We start from the raw sequence: 20,320 nt of genomic DNA, 5'->3' as shown, positions 1-20,320 counted from the left end.
CATCTTCCGGGCGGAAAACCGGTTCCCACTTTTCCTGAAGATGCATCAATTCCCCTCCAGACGGTTTTCGAACAACGTCGAGCGGCGCCCCCGCAGGACGATGTCGAACTTGTAGGCGATGGTATCCAGCGGAATGGTCGAATTCATGTCCAGCGCCGCCACCAGGCTGTCGATTGCTTCCTGGTTGGGGATGCTCCTGACGATGGGACAGAGCGGGATCAGCGGGTCGCCCTCGAAGTAGATCTGCGAAATCAACCGCTGCACAAAGCCCCAGCCGAAGACCGAGACGTGGATATGCGCCGGGCGCCAGCTGTTGACGTAGTTGCGCCAGGGATAGGCGCCGGGTTTCACGGTACGAAAAAAATAATAGCCGTTCTCGTCCGTCAGGGTCCGTCCGCAGCCCCCGAAATTCGGGTCGATGGGCGCAAGATAAGTGTCCTTCTTGTGGCGATAGCGCCCGCCCGCGTTGGCCTGCCAGATCTCCACCAGCGTGTTGGGCACGGGCCGGGCGTTCTCGTCCAGCACCCGGCCATGCAGGATGATCCGTTCGCCAATCGCGCTTTCGCCGGCCTTGGCATAGTTGTGGATCAGGTCGCGGTCCATCGGGTCGATGTCGTTGTGACCGAAGACCGGACCGGTGATCTCACCGACCGAGTTCTGCAGGCTGATGAGCGAATATTGCGGCGACCGAGCGACGCTGGTCTTGTAGTCCTTGACGTAGGCGGGCGGGTGCCAGTCCCGGTCCCGCTGGTAGAATTCACCTTGATCGGGCATGTCGGTCTCTCCTCACTTGTCCCCGGACTGCGCGTTTGCCTGCCCTGTGTCAGGGCCCTCCATCTCGGCATATGTCTGCTTGGCCAGTTTCAGCGCGTGGTTGGCGCGCGGCACGCCGGCATAGATCGCGACATGCTGAAAGGCCTCCAGAACATCCGCCTTGCTGGCCCCCGTGCGGGTGGTGGCGCGGATGTGCATGGGGATCTCGTCGAAATTGCCCAGCGCCGCCAGCAGCGCGAGCGTCAGCATGGAACGCTCGCGGTCACTGATCCCGTCCGAGGCCCAGACCGTGCCCCATGCGCCTTCGGTGATGAGGGTCTGGAACGCCTCGTCAAAGGGTGTCTTGACCGCCTCGGCGCGGTCGACATGGGCATCCCCAAGCACATGGCGACGCACCTTCATGCCGGTGTCGTATCGGTTGGTCATGCGGTTCCCCCTTCGGGCCTGTTCCGGGTTCGCGTCGAAACCCGGGCCATCAATAGGGCAGCCCGATGTAGTTCTGCGCCAGCACCGACTGCGCCTCGCGATTGGAGCGCAGGAACTCGATATCGGCAAGCTGGATCTTCAGATCGAATTCGTTCTGGTCGGGGAACCTGTGCAGCAGAGTGGTCATCCACCAGCTGAACCGCTCCGCCTTCCAGATCCGCGCCAGCGCCTTTTCCGAGTAAGTGTCGATGCCCTCGCTGTCGCCGGTCTGATAGTATTGCACCAGCCCGTTGTAGAGGTAGTTGATGTCGCTGGCCGCGGTGTTCAGCCCCTTGGCACCGGTCGGCGGCACGATATGGGCGGCATCCCCACACAGGAACAATCGCCCCCAGCGCATCGGTTCGGTCACGAAGGACCTCAGCGGGGCGATGCTCTTTTCGATCGACGGGCCAGTGACGAGGCGTTCTGCCGCCTCTGTCGGAATGCGCCGCTTGAGCTCTTCCCAGAAGGCCGCGTCTGTCCAGTCCTCGGGACTGTCCGACAGCGAACACTGGATGTAGTAGCGGCTGAGGTTGGCATTGCGCTGCGAACAGAGCGCAAAACCGCGTTCGGAACTGGCATAGATCAGCTCGTCATGCACCGGCGGCGTTTCGGACAGGATGCCCAACCAGCCGAAGGGGTAGAGCTTTTCGTATTCCTTGCGGACGCTCAAGGGCATGGTCTGACGGCTGACCCCGTGGAACCCGTCGCAACCCGCCACGAAATCGCAGTCGATGCGGGCCTCGGTGCCGTCGACCTCGTAGGTGACGTAGGGCGCATCACTGTCGGCGTCGTTGATCTGCACGTTCTCGACGTTGAAAATGATCTTGCCATCCGCCTTTTCGCGCGCCTCGTACAGATCGCGCGTCACCTCGGTCTGGCCGTAGACAACCACATGGCTGCCGGTCAGCTCGGTGAAATCGATGCGGAACTCCTCGTCGCCGTAGGAGATCACCGTGCCGTCGTGGACGATGCACTCTTGGTCCATCCGTTCGCCGACGCCCGCCTCGCGCATCAGGTCGACCATCCCGGTTTCAAGGATGCCCGCGCGAATGCGCCCCAGGACATAGTCCTTGGTCTTGCGTTCAAGAACGACGCTGTCGATGCCCTTCTTGTGCAGCAATTGGCTGAGCAGCAGGCCCGACGGGCCGCCGCCAATGATGCAGACTTGAGTACGCATGATGTCCTCCCATTTGCGGCAAGACTAGAATGAACCCAAGGGCTATGTAAAATGACGCTTTCGGGCGAATACTTGTCAAAAAGGGAAAGTCACTTGCTGGACCGACGGATCAAACTGCGCCACCTCGAAACGGTCACCGCCATAGCCCGCCAAGGCAGCCTCAAGGGCGCCTGTGCAGAACTGAACCTGACCCAGCCCGCCCTGTCGAAAACCCTGAAGGAACTCGAAGAAATCCTGGGCGCCCCGCTGATGACGCGCGACCGCGGTGGCGTGCGATTGACCCCCGAGGGCGAGGTGTTCCTGGAATTCGCGGGGCAGAGCCTTGCCGCGCTGCACCGCGGGGTCACCGGCGTGGCCGAACTGCGCGAAGGCGGGGCGGAGGTTCTGCGCGTGGGGGCCCTGCCCTCGGTCGCAGTGCGCCTGATGCCGCGCGTCGTGGCCCGGTTCCGAGAGCTGTCGCCCGGCACGCGGCTGGTGCTGCGCGACGGGGCACACGGGGCGCTGACGCGCGACCTGCAATCCGGCGCACTCGATCTGGTGATCGGGCGCATGGGGGCGCCGGACAGCATGGCGGGGGTCAGTTTCACGCAGCTTTATCACGAGGGCGTCGTCTGTGTCGTGCGCAGCCAGCACCCCCTGCTGACCCGTCCCGCGCTGGCGCCCCAGGACCTGGTGGACTGGCCCGTGCTCTACCCGCCCGAAGGCGCCGCGATCCGCCCACTGGTGGACCGCTGGTGCCTGGCGCAGGGGCTGGGCCCCTTTCGTGACAGGATCGACTGTGTCTCCGGCGCCTTCGGGCGGCGGTTCCTTCGGCAGTCCGACATGCTCTGGTTCATTTCCGAAGGAGTCGTGGCACCGGAGATCGACGATGGCGCCTTGGCCGCCCTGCCCCTCGACCTGGGGTTGACCGCCGGCCCCGTTGGCCTGATGACGCGCCCCGACAGCGCCGCTTCTCGCTCGCGCCAACTGTTCGAACGCGCGCTCAGACACGAAGCAGAGGCTTTACCCACAAGTTGACGCCGAATCGAACTCGTCCACAACTTAATGCGATGTTTACCAAAATATCGCTTTACACACCCCTCTTTAGGCAGGCACCATATCTGGTAAGGGCGCGGGGATAGCCCGCAGACCCTTGAGCAGGCAGCAAGCGCTGGGGGTGTATCACCAAGTACGGCGCTATAATCAAAGGGGTGTCCTTATGGCCCTGTCCGAGCAGTATCTCAACGACGAATTGCATCCGATCGACCTTGTCGAGCATATCGCCGAGTTCAACGATTGGGATTTCGACCGCATCGCGGACGACCAGATCGCGATGGCGGTAGAAGGTCAGTGGCGCACCTACTCGATCACCCTCGCGTGGTCTGCCTTCGACGAAACCCTTCGAATGATCTGCACCTTCGAGATGGAGCCGCCAGAGTCCCGCTTGCCGGAGCTCTATGAAGGGCTGAACCTGATCAACGATCAGTGCTGGGCCGGCGCCTTCAGCTACTGGCCCGAGAACAAGCTGATGGTCTACAAGTACGGGCTGGTCCTCGCCGGTGGCAATGTCGCCAGCGCCGAGCAGATCGACACGATGATCGGCGCCGCCGTCATGAGCTCGGAGCGCTATTACCCGGCCTTCCAACTGATGGTCTGGACTGACAAGAGCGCAAAAGAATCCATGCAGGTTGCCATTGCCGAAGCCTACGGGCGGGCCTGAGGACCGGATATTCTCTGGCTCTCGCAAAAAGACAAAACACAGGGGCGGCGCAATTGCGGCGCCCTTTTCCGTTTCGCCCGGGATTTCCCTTGAGTGGAATCAGGGGGGCGGCAATTCTGCCCACACAAGAAAATCCCAGGGAGGACTATCCATGAAAACCCGCCTTTCGGCGCTGGCACTTCTATTAGCCGGCGCCAGCCCGGCCTTGGCCCAGCAGGACGCCGAGTCCTGTGCCGCCCTGCGCGAGACCGTCCTGAGCGCCGCCCATGTCCAGACTGCCCGCGTGGTCGAGGCAGAGGGCCTGCCCGCCTATTGCGAAGTGCGCGCCACCGCCCTGCCCGCAATCAACATCGAGGTGCGCCTGCCGCTGGACGGCTGGAACGGCAAGTTCTACCAGGCCGGCTGCGGCGGGTTCTGCGGCATCCTTGGCCGCGCCGATGCCGGCGGCAGCTGGATCAACGCCATGCGCCCGGGGCTGGAGCGCGGCTATGCCACGGCCACGTCGGATAGCGGGCACCACGGGCTGTCTGTCGTCGATGCGGGCTGGGCGCACAACAATCCCCATGCAGAACGCGACTGGGGCTGGCGGTCCATCGGAGAGACCAACCGCGTGGCGCAGGCACTGATCGGGGCATTCTATGGCAGCGACTCGGAACAGGCGATCTTTCAGGGCTGTTCCACCGGCGGGCGCATGGCCCATGTTGCCGCCCAGCGTTACCCGGACATGTTCGACGGCATTATCTCGGGCGCACCCGCGATGGATTACACCGGGCTTGTGGCAACCAAGATGGCCTTCCTGGTGCAGGCCAATACGGCCCCCGATGGTAGCCAGATCCTTGGCCCCGACGAGGCCAAGTTGATCGGCGACGCGGTCTATGAACAGTGTGACGAGGTGGACGGGGCCGAGGATGGTTTCATCGCCGACCCGCGCGCCTGCGAGGTGGACTACAGCGGGTTGGGCCTGACCAACCAGCAAATGGACACGCTGACGAAATGGCGCGAAGGGCCCCGCAATGCCGCCGGAGAGCAGCTCTATCCGGGCGGCATCCCGGAAGGGTCAGAGCCCTTCTGGTGGCTCTGGCTGACCGGCAACGGAAAGGGCGGCGGCAAGCTGGTGCCGGCCTTCGTCACCAACTTCGGACGTTACATGGCCTTTGCCACGGATCCCGGCCCGGAATGGTCGCCGCTGGACTTCGACATGGAGGCCGACCCGGCGCGACTGACGACCATGGCGGAGGTCTATAACGGCGACAGTCCGGACCTGTCCGCCTTCCGCGAGGCAGGGGGCAAGATGATCGTCTGGCACGGCTGGGCGGACAGTATCGTGACGCCCTACAAGACCGTGGACTGGTACGAAAAGGCCGCCGAGGTTGCAGGCGGCGAGGACGTGCTGAAGGAAAACGTCGCGCTCTTCATGCTGCCCGGCGTCGATCACTGTGGCATCCTGCCCGGCCCGGACGGCATCAACGCCGCCGGCCTAGACCCGATGACCCCGCTTGAGGCCTGGCTGAACGAGGGCACCGTCCCCGCCTCGATCATGGCCGAGTGATCTTGTCCCTCTCTTCCGGCGGGCCTAGGGTCCGCCGGGACACGAGACATGGGGGACGTGATGCAGGATACAGACCTCGCCCGGCGCGGGCTTGCACTCTTGGGATGCGGCAAGATGGGATCGGCGATGCTGGCCGGGTGGCTGGCGCGCGGATTGCCGGCGGACAGCGTGCGGGTACAGGATCCGCACCCCTCGGACTGGCTGCAGGCGCAGGGCGTGCATATTAACAAAGGTTTCGGCGACAGTCCCGCCGTCGTGCTGATCGCGGTCAAACCGCAGATGATGGGCGAGGCGCTGCCCGCTCTGCAAACCCTGCCCAAGGGCGACACGCTGTTCGTGTCGGTCGCCGCAGGTACGCCAATCACCACCTACGAGGCGCACCTTGGCGATGTGCCCATCATACGCGCCATGCCCAATACGCCCGCTGCTGTAGGCAAGGGGATCACCGCGATTATCGGCAATGCACGGACCACGGATGCCCACCTGAAAACTGCCGAAGACCTGCTGTCGGCAGTGGGTGAGGTTGTCCGGCTGGAGAGCGAAGGCCAGATGGATGCCGTCACCGGCGTCAGTGGCTCTGGCCCCGCCTATGTTTTTCACATGATCGAATGCCTCGCCAAGGCGGGCGAGGCCGAAGGGCTGGCGCCCGAACTTGCGATGGCCCTTGCGCGGGCCACCGTGGCGGGTGCAGGTGCCTTGGCGCAGGAAACCGGTGAAGACCCCGCACAGCTACGCCGCAACGTGACGTCTCCGAATGGCACCACCCAAGCCGGGCTAGAGGTGCTGATGAACGAAGACAGGGGCTTGCCGCCGCTCATGCGCGCCACCGTGGCAGCGGCTGCGCGCCGGTCGAAGGAGCTGGCCAATGGCTGAGATCACATTCGACGATTTCCTGAAGGTCGACATTCGCCTTGGCACGGTGATCCGCGCGGAACCCTTTCCCGAGGCCCGCAAACCGGCGATCAAGCTCTGGATCGATTTTGGCCCCGAGATCGGGGAAAAGAAAAGTTCGGCCCAGATCACTGTACATTACGACCCCGAACACCTTGTCGGCAAACAGGTCATGGCAGTGGTCAACTTTCCACCGCGCCAGATCGGGCCGATGCGGTCAGAGGTGCTTGTACTGGGCGTATCCGGCCAGGATGGCGCCATCGTGCTGATCGGCCCGGATCAGGCGGCGCCGAACGGGTCGCGGATGCACTAAAGCTCGGGTCCGTTGGGGTCGGGCAGGATGCCTTCGGGTTCACGCCGGTGAAACAGCGGGTCGTTGTCCTTGATGTGTTTGGAAACCATCCGTGCCGAAGGCCATGCGGTCACAAGTCCGATCCCGGCGGCAACGGTAATCGCCGTCCAGCTGTACCAGTTGAAGGCGAAGAAAACCACAAGCAGCGCCCCGGCGATGCCGCTGCCACTCATGAGGGTGAGGTAAAGCGCAAGTCGGTCCATTTCGGTCCTCCTTTCGCTACGGTAACGCGCGCCTGCCCCGACGGGTTCCCTTGACCTCGCCCGTCGCTTGCGGTCCTGTCGAGGGCAGGAGGACGCGCCCATGACACAGCCAGCGATCACCGGCCACGGTGTCTTTACCCCGGATCAAAGCATTTCCAACGACGAGCTTGTCACGGCCTTCAACGCATATGTCGACCGATGGAACGCCGATCACGCGGGCCGTATCGCCGCCGGTGAGGTCAAGCCGCTGACCCATTCCAGTTCGGACTTCATCCTTTCCGCCTCTGGCATCGAAAGCCGCTACGTCCTGGACAAGGAGGGGGTTCTGGACCCCGACCGCATGTGCCCCCGCCTGCCCGCCCGGCCGGACGAGTCCCCCGGCATCATGGCCGAAATGGCGGTGGACGCCTGCACCAAGGCGCTGGAGATGGCGGGCCGAAACGGGGCAGAGATCGACCTGGTGATCTGCGCCGCCTCGAACCACGAACGCGCCTACCCGGCAATTGCCATCGAGATCCAGCAACTGTTGGGCTGTGGCGGCTTTGCCTTCGACATGAACGTGGCCTGTTCCTCGGCCACTTTCGGCATCCAGGCCGCTGCGGACATGATCCGCGCGGGCAGCGCGCGCCGCGCTCTGGTGGTGAACCCCGAGATCTGCTCCGGCCACCTCGAATGGCGCGACAGGGACTGCCATTTCATCTTTGGCGACGTCTGCACGGCGGTATTGATCGAACCTGCGGAAGAGGCCAAGGGCAATCACTGGCTGATCCATTCCACCCGCTGTGCCACGCAGTTTTCCAACAACATCCGCAACAACGCGGGCTTTCTGCGCCGCGCGCATGACCAGATGGAGGACCGGCGCGACATGCAGTTCATGCAGAACGGGCGCAAGGTCTTCAAGGAGGTGCTGCCGCTGGTGTCCTCGCACATCCTGAGCCACCTCTCCGATCACGGCTGGCAGGCGGATGACCTGCGGCGGCTCTGGCTGCACCAGGCGAACAAGACGATGAATGATTTCATCGGGAAAAAGGTGCTGGGCCGCGAACCGGAAACGGGCGAACAGCCCAACATCCTACAGGACTACGCCAACACCTCTTCTGCCGGGTCGATCATCGCCTTTTCCAAGCACTCGAACGACATGGCCAAGGGCGATCGCGGCGTGATCTGTTCATTCGGCGCTGGCTATTCGGTGGGGTCCGTGCTGGTCGAACGGGCCTGATTGGCCTCTTCGGCCTCCAGCGCCTTCTCCAGGGTCTCGGCCTCCTCCTCGCCGCCGGCAAGGGCCGCAGTCTCGGGCGTCAGAACACGCGCCGGGGCCGACACCTGGAAGGCGCCCTTGTCCTCTTCCGCCACGGCGGCCCGCTGGACGATGCGCAGCGCGGTGTAGAGGATCATCAGGACGTGCGCCACGACGGTGGTCAGGAACAGCCCCGAGGCGCCCGCCGCCGACATGGCGACACCGGCGATCAGCGGCCCGGCGATGTTGCCCAGCCCGTAGACCATCAACAGCCCGCCCGAGACCTGGATCGAGGTGCCCTCGGGCGCGTGGTCATTCGCATGGGCCACGATGATCGGGTACATGGCAAAGATCGCCGCGCCAAAGACCGACACTAGGATCAGGTTCATCATCTGGTCCTGCGGCGACAGCAGGATGAAACCAAAATCTGCCGCCACCGCCAGCACGGCCACCACCAGCAGGACCTTGCGCCGGTCCATCCTGTCCGAGGCAAAGCCGATCGGCACCTGCGAGAGAGCCCCCGCCAACACCGGGAGCGATGCGAAGAGGGCAATCGCCCCCAGCGTCAGCCCCACCCTGTCGGCATAGACCGCCGAGAGCGTCCCGAAAGAGCCGTTTGAAATGCCGACGAGGAACACCGCCACCACCGCCACGGGAGAGTTCCGCCACAAGAGGGGCAGGTTCAACCGCACCGAGGTCAGCGGCGCAGGGGACACTGACGTCGACAGCGCCGTGGGGACCAGCGCAAGAATGTAGACGATGGCCGCCACGGCAAAGAACAGGAACCCACCAGCATCGCCGGTCGCGATGGCCAGTTGGCCGGCGGTCGTCGCGCCAAGGTTCACCATCGTGTAGACGCCAAAGATCGTCCCCCGCGACTGCGGCGAGGCCCGGTCCGACAGCCAGCTTTCCACGATCATCGCCGCCCCGGCAAAGCAGAACCCCGACACCGCGCGCACCGGGATCCAGAATTCGGGCGTGACCAGCAGTGCCTGCAACAGGATGGCGATGGCGGCAAAGGCGCACATGACGCCGAAGGCGCGGATATGCCCCACGGAGCCGACGATGCGCGGCACATAGAAACAGCCCCCCACATAACCCACCGCCCAGCCGGTGCCCAGAAGGCCCAGCTCGGTGGCTCCGAACCCTTCGGCGGCGCCCCGTACCGGCAGGATCAGACCGTGCATCCCGCCCGCAAAGAGCAACAGGCCGGAACCGAACAAAAGGGCACTGACGGGAAGCAGCTGACGGATCATGGCCGCAGGTTAGTCGATCAGGGGGAGGCTTCAAGTTCCAAGGCGGCGAGACAGGCTCCCTGATCCCGGACGAGGCGCCGCGCCCCGCGGCCTTTCCAACCGAGCCCGGCGGTGCCTGGGAATTGTCACTGTCCATAGGGCTTCCCATGCGCCGTCAGCCCTGCCGGCGCAAGCCCTTGAAGCGCAACAAGTTTATCCCGGCGCCATGAATGGACCCGAAATTTTCCGGGGCATGCGCGAAAGCATGCCCCGGTTGGCGCGCCGTGGCATCGCTGGCGGGCTTCCGTTCTAGCCCGCCTCTCCCGCCATCGCCGCACGCCAGTGCCTGCGGCACAGGCTGACGTAGGTCTCGTTGCCACCGATCTGCACCTGGGCACCGTCGCGCAACACCTCACCGCCCGGGCCCTGGCGGATCACCATCGTCGCCTTGCGGCCGCAATGGCAGATCGTGCGCACCTCTCGCATGACATCCGCCAGCGCCAGCAGCGCCGCCGAGCCGGGAAAGAGCTCGCCACGGAAGTCCACCCGCAGGCCATAGGCCATGATCGGCACGCCCAGATCATCCACGACACGCGCAAGCTGCCAGACCTGGTCGCGCTTCAGGAACTGTGCCTCGTCAATGAAGATGCAGGCCACCGGCCCCTTGTCCAGCCGCGCTGAAATCCTTGCAAAAAGATCCGTGTCTGGCCCGAAGGTGTCCGCCGGACGCGCCAAGCCAATCCGCGAGCCGATCTGACCCGCGCCCGCGCGATTATCCACCGCAGCGGTCAGCAGGTAGGTTTCCATCCCGCGTTCGTTGTAGTTGTGCGCCGCCTGCAACAGCAATGTCGACTTGCCGGCATTCATCGTCGAATAGTGAAAGTGCAGCTTGGCCATGCCGGGGGTCATGCCCCAGCCCTGCGGGCATGGCAAGCGTGGCCCGGCCGCCATTCACCCTTGCGAACACAAACCTTACGTAAGGTCAATCAGTCATGTTGCCTTGACGCCCGAGCCGTTTGCGCATGACATGACAGGACGGGGACAATAATCGAACTGGATATTGGACTGGCCCCGGATCATATGCCGGGGCGAAGGAGACAAATGTCAGTAGTCGGAAGGTACCTGAAGAAACACATCGAGGCCCTGGTAAAGGACGTCGGTATAGAGGCAGCGTGCCAGCTGACCGGCAAATCCAAGGCGACCCTCGGCCGCTACTATTCAGACTATCCCGAACATGCCGACAGGTACATGCCGGTGGATGCGGTCGCCGCGCTTGAAGAGGCCGCCTCTTACCCTCATGTCACCGCCGCACTGGCCGAGCTCAAGGGCATCCAGCTGCAATTCGATGAAAGCCGTCGCAATGCCAAGTCCTCGGGCGGGGTCAATTCCGACGTGATCGCCCTGTCGCAGCGGTTCGCCATGCTGATGGCCGAATACAACCAGTCGATCGAGGACGGGGTGATCTCTGCCAACGAGGCCAAGCGCCTGCTCAAGGAGACCGTGGCGCTGCAGAAGGTGCTGATCGACATGAAGCTGCACCTCGAAGACGAATCCGCCTGAGGGCCATGACCGAGGCTGGTCCGGGGACTCCCCAGCCCAGCCACGCCCCTCCTTGCGGATGTGTCAGACCAGGCGCCCCCAAAGGTCGTATTCCCCAGTCTCGTCCACCTCGACGGTGACGATCTGCCCGGGCCGCAGGTGCGCGGCGCCTTCGTCAATGAACAGGTTTCCGTCGATTTCAGGCGCGTCGGCCTTGGTCCGGCAGGTGGCGATGCCGTCCTCGTCCACCTCGTCGACGATCACCTCCTGCCGCGTGCCGAGTTTCGCCGCCAGCTTCGCCTCGGAAATCGCCTGCGCCTTTTCCATGAACCGCGCCCAGCGTTCGGCCTTGACCTCTTCGGGGACGTGATCGGGCAAGGCGTTGGCCCGGGCGCCCGCGACATTCTCGTACTGGAAGCAACCAACACGATCCAGTTGCGCCTCGTCCATCCACTCCAGCAGGGTCTGGAATTCCTCCTCGGTCTCACCGGGGTAGCCGACGATAAAGGTCGAGCGCAGCGTGATTTCCGGGCAGATCTCGCGCCAGGCGGCGATCTCGTCCAGCGTCCGGGTTGCGGCGGCGGGTCGCGCCATCCGGCGCAACGTGTCCGGGTGGGCGTGCTGGAAGGGAATGTCGAGGTAAGGCAGCACCTTGCCCTCGGCCATGAGCGGGATCAGCTCACGCACATAGGGGTAGGGATAGACGTAATGCATCCGCACCCAGGCGCCGAGCGATCCCAGGTCGCGCGCAAGATCCAAGAGCGGAAACTTCGTCTCTCGGTTCTTCCAGTCGGTGCCATAGGCCGATGTGTCCTGGCTGATGACCAGCAGTTCCTGAACCCCGGCCTCGACCAGTTTTTCCGCCTCGCGCAGCACCGCGCGGTGCGGCCGGCTGACCAGTTTGCCGCGCATGTCGGGGATCACGCAGAACTTGCAGGCGTGATTGCAGCCTTCGGAGATCTTGAGATAGCTGAAATGGCGCGGCGTCAGGCTGACGCCCGATGCAGGCAGCAGGTCGACGAAAGGATCGGGATCGGGCGGCACGGCGGCATGGACCGCGTCCAGCACCTGTTCGTACTGATGCGGCCCGGTGACGGCCAGCACCTTGGGATGCGCGCCGGTGATATACTCGGGCTCTGCCCCAAGGCAGCCGGTGACGATCACACGGCCATTTTCGTTCAGCGCTTCTCCGATCGCGTCCAGGCTTTCGGCCTTGGCGCTGTCGAGGAAACCACAGGTGTTGACGATCACCGCATCGGCACCTGAATAATCAGGAGAGATTCCATAGCCCTCGGCCCTGAGCCGGGTCAGGATGCGTTCGCTGTCGACCAGGGCCTTGGGACAGCCAAGGCTGACCATGCCGATGGTGGGCTGGCCGGGACGGGCGGTTTCGGTCACGCGGGCCCGGGCAAGATCGGGGCGCAGGTCAGGAGGATTCTGGGTCATGGCGCGTCATAGCGCGCGCAAGCCAACTGGGAAAGGCGGCAGATGATGGATTGGCGACAGCTTGAACAGCAGGAAAGCGCCGACAGGCGGTCAAGGGTCGAGATGCAGACCGATGCGGCCGGACATTTCCGATACGTTCTTTCGGGCCGGACCGATGCCACGACCAAAGACCAGGGCACCCCAGGCAACGGGGGCTGGACCGTCTTGAAAATCTCGGGGATCTACGGCTGGAAGACCCCCTGTCGCAACGACGCCGCGCGAGCCTTGCGGCTGCGCGGCGCGGGAAGCTGAATCAGTTGGGGGGACAGACCCCCGCAACGGTCACCGACGACGGTCGCGACGTGCGCTCATCGGTTGGAAGGCGACGCCCACATGGGCCTCGCAATAGGGTTTGCCTTGCTGGACGGGCAGACCGCAGAACCAGAAATCCTCGGTTGCGGGGTCGCCGACGGGCCATTTGCAGGTCCGTTCGGTCAGTTCCATCAGGGTCAATTTCTTGGCCTTCTTTTCGATCTCGCTCACCTTTGCCAGGGCTTCGGGGCTGATTTCATTGGTCGAGGGCTGCGGCGGCAGCGGCTGACCGGCCGGGATGATCTGTTTGCGCGCCGGACTGACCGCCGGGGTCGTGGCGACGGGCTGCGGCTTGGCCTCGGGTGCGGGCTCCGGCTTGTTTGCCGGCGCGGGCTTGGGCTGTGGCTTGGCCTTGGCGGCAGCAGGCTGCGCCTTAGGTTCAGGCTTGGCCTCTGCGGTGGCAGCAGGAGCCGCGCCCGCGCGGTTCGACAGGCCCAGCCGGTGCACCTTGCCGATCACCGCATTGCGCGTCACCCCGCCCAGTTCCTTGGCGATCTGGCTGGCCGACTGGCCTTCCGACCACATCTTCTTGAGCAGTTCAACGCGTTCATCGGTCCACGACATCGGGTTCCCCCAGCGAAAAAAGCGGCCACGTGCAAGGGGCCGCCGAGAGATTGAGTGACGCACCTATACTAATCATAACGGCCCGAGTTACAAGGCGCCGAGCAGAATTGGAGGCACCATGAGCGACACACAGACATTCGCCCCCGGCGACCGCCGTTTCGGCCGGGTGAACTGGCTGGGATTCTGGACCCTGTGCAAGCGCGAGATCCTGCGGTTCACCAATGTCTGGACACAGACCCTGTTGGCGCCGCTGGTCACGGCGGGCCTGTTCCTGATGATCTTCACCATCGCCATCGGCCCGCAACGCGGCGATGTCATGGGCGTGGCCTTCACCACCTTCATCGCGCCGGGTATCCTGATGATGACGGTGATCCAGAACGCGTTTGCAAATACCTCCAGCTCGTTGATGGTGTCCAAGGTGCAGGGCAATATCGTCGATACACTGATGCCCCCCCTTTCGGCAGGCGAAGTGGTTCTGGGGTATGTCATCGGCGGCACCGCGCGGGGACTGTTCGTGGCGGTTGCGCTGCTGGCGATGTTCTGGGCCGTGCTGGACATCGTGCCACAGGCGCCGCTGGTGACCCTGGCATTCGTCACTCTGGGCGCGGCCTTCCTGTCGGCGCTGGGACTGATCGCCGGGATTTTCTCGCAGAAGTTCGACCAGATGGCAGCGATCACCAATTTCATCATCACGCCTCTGGCCTTTCTGTCGGGCACTTTCTACTCGGTCGAGGCGCTGCCCAAGGGCCTGTACCAGGTCACGCATCTGAACCCGGTCTTCTACCTGATCGACGGCGCACGCTGGGGCGTGATCGGCGTTTCGGACACGGCCCCCGCCTTGGGGTTTACCATCGCGCTGGCCGCGACTCTTGTCGCCTGCCTGGCCGCGTGGATTCTGTTCCGCCGGGGGACGCGCCTGAAGTCCTGAAGAAGGGCGGGATTTGCGGACTTGCCAACGCTCCTGTCACGTCAGACACTTTTCGGGTGATTATTGACTGTGACGAGGGCCGGGGGCCGCTTCGGCCTCCGGTGCTTGAGGAGGCTGATGCATTGACCAGGAACTCCCTTTACCTTGCGCTGCTCTTTTTGATTGGCCTGAGCGACCCGCTGGCCGCCCAATCCGTCGAGCTCAAGGGCTTTCGATTGGCCCCGGAGCCCGACGAGCGCGCCCGCGACATGAGCGATTGTCTTGCCGGTATCGCGGAAAAATGCGGCCCACGCGTGCAGTTGACCCGGCGCAGCATCGATCCCGGCAGCGTCCCCGGCACCAAGCCCGTCGCCACCAACGGGCTGAAACCCCGCCTGTTGATCAAGGACCGGACAGAGGACCGGCCCGGTGCCACCAAGCCCGGCCCGCTGATCAGCGTCGATGTCGAAATCTTCTTTGACTACAACAGCGCGACACCTGCCGCGACCTCGCTGCCGGATATCCAGACGCTGGCCACGGCGATCACGGACGAACGATTCGCCAGCAAGCGGTTTGTCATTCTTGGTCATACCGATGCCCGCGGTTCTGACAGCTACAACCTCGACCTGTCCGAGCGCCGCGCCGAAAGCGTCCGACAAAGGCTGCAAAGCCTCTCGGGCCTCTCCGCCGATCGCTTCATCTCTGCCGGTCGCGGCGAGACCGACCTGAAGGATCCGGCCCGCCCCGAGAGCGAGGTGAATCGTCGGGTTCAGATCATCCTGCTGGACAGCTGAGGACATTTCATGACGCGTTTTCCCGTGACCGTTCTGGCCGCCGCGCTGGCCATGTTCCTGCCCGCAGCTTCGGCCCAGGCCGCAACCTATGGCCTGCGCTCAGACCTCAGCTGCGAGGCCCGCGTCGAGGTCACCGACCGCCTTGCAGGGGAAACGCGCGTCAGCCTTTCGGACGACAGTCTGGACGTGGGCGAGCGCCTGTCCATCGATTGGGCGCGGCCCGGCTTTCCGGAACGTGAGCCTATTTTCCTGATGGTCTCTTTCGACCGGCCGGTGCGCCTGTCCGGCGACGGCATGTATGCCCTGCTGCCGGGGGCCAAGGCACCTTTCGACATTTCGTGGAACCGTGATCGGACCCGCGCGGTCATTCCCTACTACGGGCGAGGCATGGCCAAGTCCGGGCAGATCGTGGTCGAACCGTTGCAATCCGGGCCGCTACAGGTGGACTGGGCGGTGCTGGGCCACAGCGGCTGCGACGAACATGTCAGAACGCCCGGCCAAGGCAGCGCCACTGTTGCGATCGCCACAGCCAGCCGCCCCACGATCGTGGTCCGCGACAGGGTTACAGGGGCCGCCCCTTCCAGCATCCTGGTCAACCGTGACGGCACACGTCACCTGCAGGTGTTCGACGGGCGTTTTCGCCTGACCGATGCCGCCACCGGCGCCGAGATCATGGAACTGGTCGGCACGCCGCATTTCTCGCCCGCCGGACGCTATGTCGTTCTGCCGGGCGGGGACGAGGCCGGGATATACGACGCGGTGGACGGCAAGCGCGTGGTCGATGCCCAGGACGGCTTCACGGTCAACTCCGACTGGAGCGCGCTGATCTGGTCCCATGACGACAGCTTTGCGCTGCAGATCCTGTCGGGCTACGGCTTTTCCCAGTTCCACAATTTTGCCGCGGGGCGGACTGTTCAGGCCACGACGAACGGGTGCCGTATCTGCGGCGGGAACAAGAACCGCTACCTGCTGGAGTTGGAAAACAACGCCTTTGTCGCCGAAGGCTACAACGAAATGGCGGTGTTTCGGCTGAGCGACGGGAACGAGATCTATCGTTTTCGACCGGAGATCGCCGGCGGTGCTCGCGTCGAACCCGCGCATCGCAACGCCGCGCTGCAAGAGATTGGGCGCCAACAGGCGGTTGTGGAACCTGCAATCGGGATCGGGCTGCAATATTCCACCGAGTTGGCCATCACCCGGGCATTTTCGACGCAGTTTTCCCAGTCCTATGCATCCAATGAAAACCAGGCCATCTCGGACGCGTTGATGCCCTATCTGGTTCCTCCACGGAAACTCGAATCGTTCGCCAGCGATGGCGCTGCGTCACCCGCGCTGTCCAGTGGCGCGCTGGCCTGGCGGTCGCTGGGTGTGGATGCCACCGGCTCCGCCGACCGGATGCACAAGAGGCTGCGGGAATTTGGTATACCGATCATTGCGGGCCAGGTTGTCGATCGGATCGATGTCGACGAAAGACTGCCCAAGTTTGACTTCCAGAAAAATTACGCCAGCCAAGCGGAACGGATCGCGGCGCAGGATCGACATGATGCGGAAGTGACCAAAGCCTATCGGCAAATCTGGGCCGAAATCGCCACGGCAACCGGTGTCGATGCCAGCCGCTTTGGCCGGCGTATGGGCGTGTCCTCCTGCAGTGCCGGTCAGGATGCCCTGCTGGGCGAGTTTCACACCCTTTGGCATTGGTCCTCGGGTGGGGCGGAGCACCGGCTGACAACCTTCCAATGCCATGAAGGGTCCGCGATGTTTGCCTATCCGACGACCTATCTGTTTTCGTCGAACCTGGCCGGGGGCGTTTCCCAGTTCGAACAGCCCTGGGGAACCGAGTTCGGCCTCGACCTGCGTAACGACGGTACGAACACGGCAACCATCTGCCCCTACGCCATCGACGCCTGCTCCTTCCGCCTGAAGGTGTTCGAGGATCTGGCGATCCTGCATTCGCAAGACGCGCTTGGCTATGCTGTGGTCGACCTGCGGACAGGCAAGGTAATCGCCAAGCAATTCGATCTGCCTCGCGGTGATCTGTTTGACAACGTGATGATCACCGAAGACGGTCGCCACCTTGTCACCGTTCAGGAGGACGGCAGCTTTTTCGTCAATCGCCTGTCGGATTCGCGAACGGTTCTCTCCGGCCTCTACGCGGATGACGAAGTGATTGTCTGGACCGATGACGGCCATTACGACGCGACTTCCGAAGGTGCCTATTTCGTTGCCTACACCTTTCCCGGCCATTTCGGTGAATATACCGCCCAGCAGTTCGAAGGCTTCCTAAAAGTCCCGGGACTTGCGCAAAGGGTTCTTGCCGGCCTGCCCGCGCCGGATCCGGTCCGCATCACACCCCCGCCGGTACTGCGGGCCTCGGTCACGGTCAGCGGAAACACGGCGCGACTGGATGCGCGGGCCCAGGCCTCCGTTCCGCTCAAGTCGTTGAGCCTCTTTCAAGACGGTTTGCGGACACATGTCCTGCCAGCAAATGGCCAGGACCATGGTTGGAACGACGACATTGAACTGCTTCCCGGTACGCGCTGGATCAGTCTTGTCGCAACAGACGAAAACGATGTGGCCAGCGTGCCGTACAGCGTCGAAGTCGATGCGCCCGAGGCACAGCGCCAACTGCATATCCTGTCGATCGGGATCAACGACTATGGGGATCCTGCGCTGGACCTGACAGCTGCGGTGCCCGATGCGCGTCTGGTTGCATCAGCCTTGGCAGCGCGCGAAGGACATAGGGTGGGAATCGCCTCCGACACCCTCCTTTTGGACGGAGAGGCTACGGCAAACCGCATACTGTCGGAACTTTCGGCTATTGTAGACAAGGCCCGGCCCGGTGACACCTTGGCGCTCTACTTTGCCGGGCACGGTCTTGACCTGGATGGGGGGTATTACCTCGGCGCATCCGGGGCGAGCCTCGAAAACATCGCAGGAACCGCCCTGCCCTTTTCTGCGATCTCGTCGCTATTGGATGGGACGGAGCTGCGCATCGCTTTGTTCATTGATGCCTGCCACAGCGGACGCGCCGGCGAAGGCCTCTTCTCGACCAACGATCAGGTCGTCGGCGGGGCGATCAATCAGATCCCCTCCGGTCTGGTTGTTCTCGCTGCGGCGAAAGGGCGTGAATTTTCACTAGAAGATCCGGAAACGGCGCAAGGCTTTTTTGCCCAGGCTCTTGCCGAGGTGATCGAAGAACAGGCTTTTGATCGTAACGGAAATAGCCTCGTCGAACTCAGCGAATTGTTCCGTGGGACAAAGAGCCTGGTGTCATCACGCGTCCGCGACGCGCAAGAGGGCGTGCCGCCTGAAGACCGCCTGACTCAGACCCCATGGATGGCCCGCAACCTGATGGTCGGGGACTTCGTTTTGTTCTGAAGGTGTACGAGCGCCGGAGTCATGTCTTTTATGCTCTGCCTCTTGGTAACTGGACCGCTTGAAGCTGGAGTTTTCGGCTAAGCTTTCCTGGCTGGGAGAGGAGCGGAAACGCATGAAAGCATCGAAGTTCACGGAGTCGCAGAAGGCGTTCATCCTGAAGCAGGGCGAGCAAGGCACGCCGGTTGCGGAGATCTGCCGCAGTTCAAGCGTATAGAAATCGATCCAGTGGATCGATTTTAGCGCGGAACGGGATCAGCCAGGCGACATATTTCAACTGGAAGAAAAGGTACGGCGGCCTGCTGCCGGACGAGATGCGCCGGCTGAAGGCTCTGGAAGATGAGAACACGCGGCTGAAGAAGATCGTCGCGGACCTAACGCTTGACCGCGAGATGTTGCAGGACGTGATCCGGCGAAAGCTCTGAAGCCTGGCCGTTTGCGCGAACTCGTCACCGGGATGTGCGTCGACTGGGGCGTGTCGATCCGGAAGGCCTGTGGGGCCATCTGCTTCGACACGTCCAGCTACCACTACAAGTCCCGGCGCACGGATCAGGCTGCTGTCGAGATGCGGATCAAGGAGATTTGCGAGACACGCGTTCGGTATGGCTACCGGCGCGTCCACGTTCTGCTGCGGCGGGAGGGCTGGACCATCAACATCAAGAAGACACGCAGGATTTACAATGAGTTGGGTCTGCAGTTGCGGAACAAGAGTCCGAAGCGGCGCGTGAAAGCCAAGCTGCGCGAGGATCGCGAAGAAGCTATTGGGCCGAACGACGTCTGGGCTATGGACTTCGTTCACGACCAACTCGCCATGGGAAAGAAATTGAGGATCCTGACCGTGGTCGACACGCATTCGCGGTGTCAATCGGCACGCAATCTTAACCCCCTATAGGCGTCCAAAAATGACCCCCTTGGAGTGCTCCGGTAGCTGGCCCGATGCGGTGTAGCCCCCATACAGCGCAGCCGTATCGGGCCAGCGGGTTCTCGGTCATTCACGGGTCTTGAAGCGCCAACTCTCGTTGCCGGTTTCGACGATGTCACAATGATGGGTCAGCCGGTCGAGCAGCGCAGTGGTCATCTTGGCGTCGCCAAAGACCGAAGGCCATTCGCCGAAGTCGAGATTGGTCGTCACGATGATCGAGGTGCGCTCGTAGAGGCGGCTGATGAGATGGAACAGCAGCTGGCCGCCAGTCTGAGCGAAGGGAAGATAGCCGAGTTCGTCGAGGATCAAGAAGTCGAGGCGGCACAGCAGGTCTGCGGTGCGCCCCTGTCGATCGGCACGGGCTTCGGCATCGAGCTTGTTTACCAGGTCTACGACATTGAAGAAGCGCCCCCGCTTGCCGCGCCGGATGCAGGCCCGGGCGATGCTGACGGCAAGGTGGGATTTGCCGGTCCCTGTGCCGCCGATCAGCACGACATTGCGTTGATGCTCAAGGAACTCGCCGGAGGCCAGATCGCGCACCAGCGTTTCGTTGACAGGCGTGTCCTCGAAGCTGAACTCGTCGACCTCTTTCGCCAGCGGCAGCTTGGCGATCGTCATCTGGTATTTGATCGACCGGGCCTGCTTCTCGCTGATCTCGGCGTTCAGAAGATCCCCGACGATCTGCTGCGGTTCGTGCTGCCGCTTCACCGCAGCGGTGAGGATCTCATCGTAGGCGGCCTTCATGCCGTAGAGCTTCAGCTGGCTCATCGCGTCCAGCACCTGTGATCTTTCCATGGTTGGGTCTCCTGAGGCTGTCATAGCGTTTGCAATCGGCCA

General features: G+C 63.3%; 20 protein-coding genes and 1 pseudogene. 12 read left to right on the top strand and 9 right to left on the bottom strand.

The window, feature by feature from the left end; genetic code table 11:
* Nucleotides 1-45 precede the first annotated feature (45 nt).
* From pcaH to pobA, 3 genes are read right to left on the bottom strand one after another with little or no spacing between them, the layout of a single operon-like run.
* Nucleotides 46-774, bottom strand: coding sequence for a protocatechuate 3,4-dioxygenase subunit beta (gene pcaH, locus RBB42_RS22010; protein ID WP_305971684.1), 729 nt, complete (start codon nucleotides 772-774; stop codon nucleotides 46-48).
* Between the two features lie 12 nt (nucleotides 775-786).
* Complete coding sequence (gene pcaC / locus RBB42_RS22005) at nucleotides 787-1,200, bottom strand: 4-carboxymuconolactone decarboxylase (protein ID WP_305971685.1); 414 nt, start codon at nucleotides 1,198-1,200, stop codon at nucleotides 787-789.
* Between the two features lie 49 nt (nucleotides 1,201-1,249).
* Nucleotides 1,250-2,419, bottom strand: a complete 1,170-nt coding sequence (gene pobA, locus RBB42_RS22000) for a 4-hydroxybenzoate 3-monooxygenase (protein ID WP_306043829.1) — start codon at nucleotides 2,417-2,419, stop codon at nucleotides 1,250-1,252.
* A 93-nt stretch (nucleotides 2,420-2,512) separates the two neighbouring features.
* On the opposite strand from pobA, the gene pcaQ reads away from it, so the two are divergent.
* From pcaQ to RBB42_RS21975, 5 genes are all read left to right on the top strand, one after another.
* On the top strand, nucleotides 2,513-3,436 hold the full coding sequence (gene pcaQ / locus RBB42_RS21995; RefSeq protein WP_305971687.1) for a pca operon transcription factor PcaQ: 924 nt from the start codon (nucleotides 2,513-2,515) through the stop codon (nucleotides 3,434-3,436).
* A gap of 181 nt (nucleotides 3,437-3,617) precedes the next feature.
* Nucleotides 3,618-4,118: a type III secretion system chaperone family protein gene (locus tag RBB42_RS21990; RefSeq protein ID WP_305971688.1), complete on the top strand. Its 501-nt coding sequence runs from the start codon at nucleotides 3,618-3,620 to the stop codon at nucleotides 4,116-4,118.
* 151 nt (nucleotides 4,119-4,269) lie between these two features.
* Nucleotides 4,270-5,667 (top strand): tannase/feruloyl esterase family alpha/beta hydrolase, encoded by a 1,398-nt coding sequence (locus RBB42_RS21985; RefSeq protein WP_305971689.1) that lies wholly within the window; start codon nucleotides 4,270-4,272, stop codon nucleotides 5,665-5,667.
* 60 nt (nucleotides 5,668-5,727) lie between these two features.
* Entirely contained in the window at nucleotides 5,728-6,540 is an 813-nt protein-coding gene (proC, locus tag RBB42_RS21980) for a pyrroline-5-carboxylate reductase (protein ID WP_305971690.1), read from the top strand.
* A complete protein-coding gene (locus RBB42_RS21975; RefSeq protein ID WP_305971691.1) occupies nucleotides 6,533-6,871 on the top strand; it encodes a tRNA-binding protein in 339 nt (112 codons plus the stop codon). The genes proC and RBB42_RS21975 overlap by 8 nt, the downstream gene beginning before the upstream one ends.
* Here the strand turns inward: RBB42_RS21975 and RBB42_RS21970 are convergent.
* Nucleotides 6,868-7,113: a hypothetical protein gene (locus tag RBB42_RS21970; RefSeq protein ID WP_305971692.1), complete on the bottom strand. Its 246-nt coding sequence runs from the start codon at nucleotides 7,111-7,113 to the stop codon at nucleotides 6,868-6,870. The two genes, RBB42_RS21975 and RBB42_RS21970, sit on opposite strands and share 4 nt — an antisense overlap.
* A 100-nt stretch (nucleotides 7,114-7,213) precedes the next feature.
* On the opposite strand from RBB42_RS21970, the gene RBB42_RS21965 reads away from it, so the two are divergent.
* Nucleotides 7,214-8,332, top strand: coding sequence for a beta-ketoacyl-ACP synthase III (locus tag RBB42_RS21965; RefSeq protein ID WP_305971693.1), 1,119 nt, complete (start codon nucleotides 7,214-7,216; stop codon nucleotides 8,330-8,332).
* Here RBB42_RS21965 and RBB42_RS21960 read toward each other — a convergent pair.
* Nucleotides 8,296-9,606 (bottom strand): MFS transporter, encoded by a 1,311-nt coding sequence (locus tag RBB42_RS21960; protein WP_305971694.1) that lies wholly within the window; start codon nucleotides 9,604-9,606, stop codon nucleotides 8,296-8,298. The genes RBB42_RS21965 and RBB42_RS21960 overlap by 37 nt on opposite strands.
* Before the next feature lie 288 nt (nucleotides 9,607-9,894).
* Nucleotides 9,895-10,482 (bottom strand): thymidine kinase, encoded by a 588-nt coding sequence (locus RBB42_RS21955; protein ID WP_305971695.1) that lies wholly within the window; start codon nucleotides 10,480-10,482, stop codon nucleotides 9,895-9,897.
* Between the two features lie 204 nt (nucleotides 10,483-10,686).
* Between RBB42_RS21955 and RBB42_RS21950 the strand changes: the two genes are divergently transcribed.
* Nucleotides 10,687-11,145, top strand: a complete 459-nt coding sequence (locus tag RBB42_RS21950; RefSeq protein WP_305971696.1) for a hypothetical protein — start codon at nucleotides 10,687-10,689, stop codon at nucleotides 11,143-11,145.
* 63 nt (nucleotides 11,146-11,208) lie between these two features.
* Here the strand turns inward: RBB42_RS21950 and rimO are convergent, their stop codons facing one another.
* Nucleotides 11,209-12,570 carry a 30S ribosomal protein S12 methylthiotransferase RimO gene (rimO, locus tag RBB42_RS21945; RefSeq protein ID WP_305971697.1) on the bottom strand — a complete coding sequence of 454 codons (1,362 nt, stop codon included), beginning with the start codon at nucleotides 12,568-12,570 and terminating at the stop codon, nucleotides 11,209-11,211.
* Between the two features lie 42 nt (nucleotides 12,571-12,612).
* On the opposite strand from rimO, the gene RBB42_RS21940 reads away from it, so the two are divergent.
* The gene (locus RBB42_RS21940) at nucleotides 12,613-12,861 is read left to right on the top strand and encodes a hypothetical protein (RefSeq protein ID WP_305971698.1); all 249 of its coding nucleotides are present in this window, start codon (nucleotides 12,613-12,615) and stop codon (nucleotides 12,859-12,861) included.
* 30 nt (nucleotides 12,862-12,891) lie between these two features.
* Here the strand turns inward: RBB42_RS21940 and RBB42_RS21935 are convergent, their stop codons facing one another.
* The gene (locus RBB42_RS21935; protein ID WP_305971699.1) at nucleotides 12,892-13,485 is read right to left on the bottom strand and encodes a GcrA family cell cycle regulator; all 594 of its coding nucleotides are present in this window, start codon (nucleotides 13,483-13,485) and stop codon (nucleotides 12,892-12,894) included.
* Between the two features lie 118 nt (nucleotides 13,486-13,603).
* Here RBB42_RS21935 and RBB42_RS21930 point away from each other — a divergent pair, with 118 nt between their 5' ends.
* The 4 genes and pseudogenes from RBB42_RS21930 to RBB42_RS21915 all read left to right on the top strand — a co-directional run.
* Nucleotides 13,604-14,413 (top strand): ABC transporter permease, encoded by an 810-nt coding sequence (locus RBB42_RS21930; RefSeq protein WP_305971700.1) that lies wholly within the window; start codon nucleotides 13,604-13,606, stop codon nucleotides 14,411-14,413.
* Nucleotides 14,414-14,535: 122 nt separating this feature from the next.
* Complete coding sequence (locus tag RBB42_RS21925) at nucleotides 14,536-15,186, top strand: OmpA family protein (RefSeq protein ID WP_305971701.1); 651 nt, start codon at nucleotides 14,536-14,538, stop codon at nucleotides 15,184-15,186.
* A gap of 9 nt (nucleotides 15,187-15,195) precedes the next feature.
* A complete protein-coding gene (locus tag RBB42_RS21920) occupies nucleotides 15,196-18,564 on the top strand; it encodes a caspase family protein (protein WP_305971702.1) in 3,369 nt (1,122 codons plus the stop codon).
* A 112-nt stretch (nucleotides 18,565-18,676) separates the two neighbouring features.
* Nucleotides 18,677-19,420, top strand: a pseudogene (locus RBB42_RS21915) (transposase); the annotation flags it as partial.
* 129 nt (nucleotides 19,421-19,549) lie between these two features.
* On the opposite strand, the gene istB reads toward RBB42_RS21915, so the two are convergent.
* On the bottom strand, nucleotides 19,550-20,251 hold the full coding sequence (gene istB, locus RBB42_RS21910; RefSeq protein ID WP_306043831.1) for an IS21-like element ISPkr1 family helper ATPase IstB: 702 nt from the start codon (nucleotides 20,249-20,251) through the stop codon (nucleotides 19,550-19,552).
* Nucleotides 20,252-20,320: the final 69 nt, after the last annotated feature.

Source organism: Mameliella sp. MMSF_3455 (assembly GCF_030733205.1).
Lineage (GTDB): Bacteria > Pseudomonadota > Alphaproteobacteria > Rhodobacterales > Rhodobacteraceae > Antarctobacter.
The sequence above is the reverse complement of the archived record's forward strand: the minus strand, read 5'-3'. Positions and strand labels throughout refer to the sequence as shown.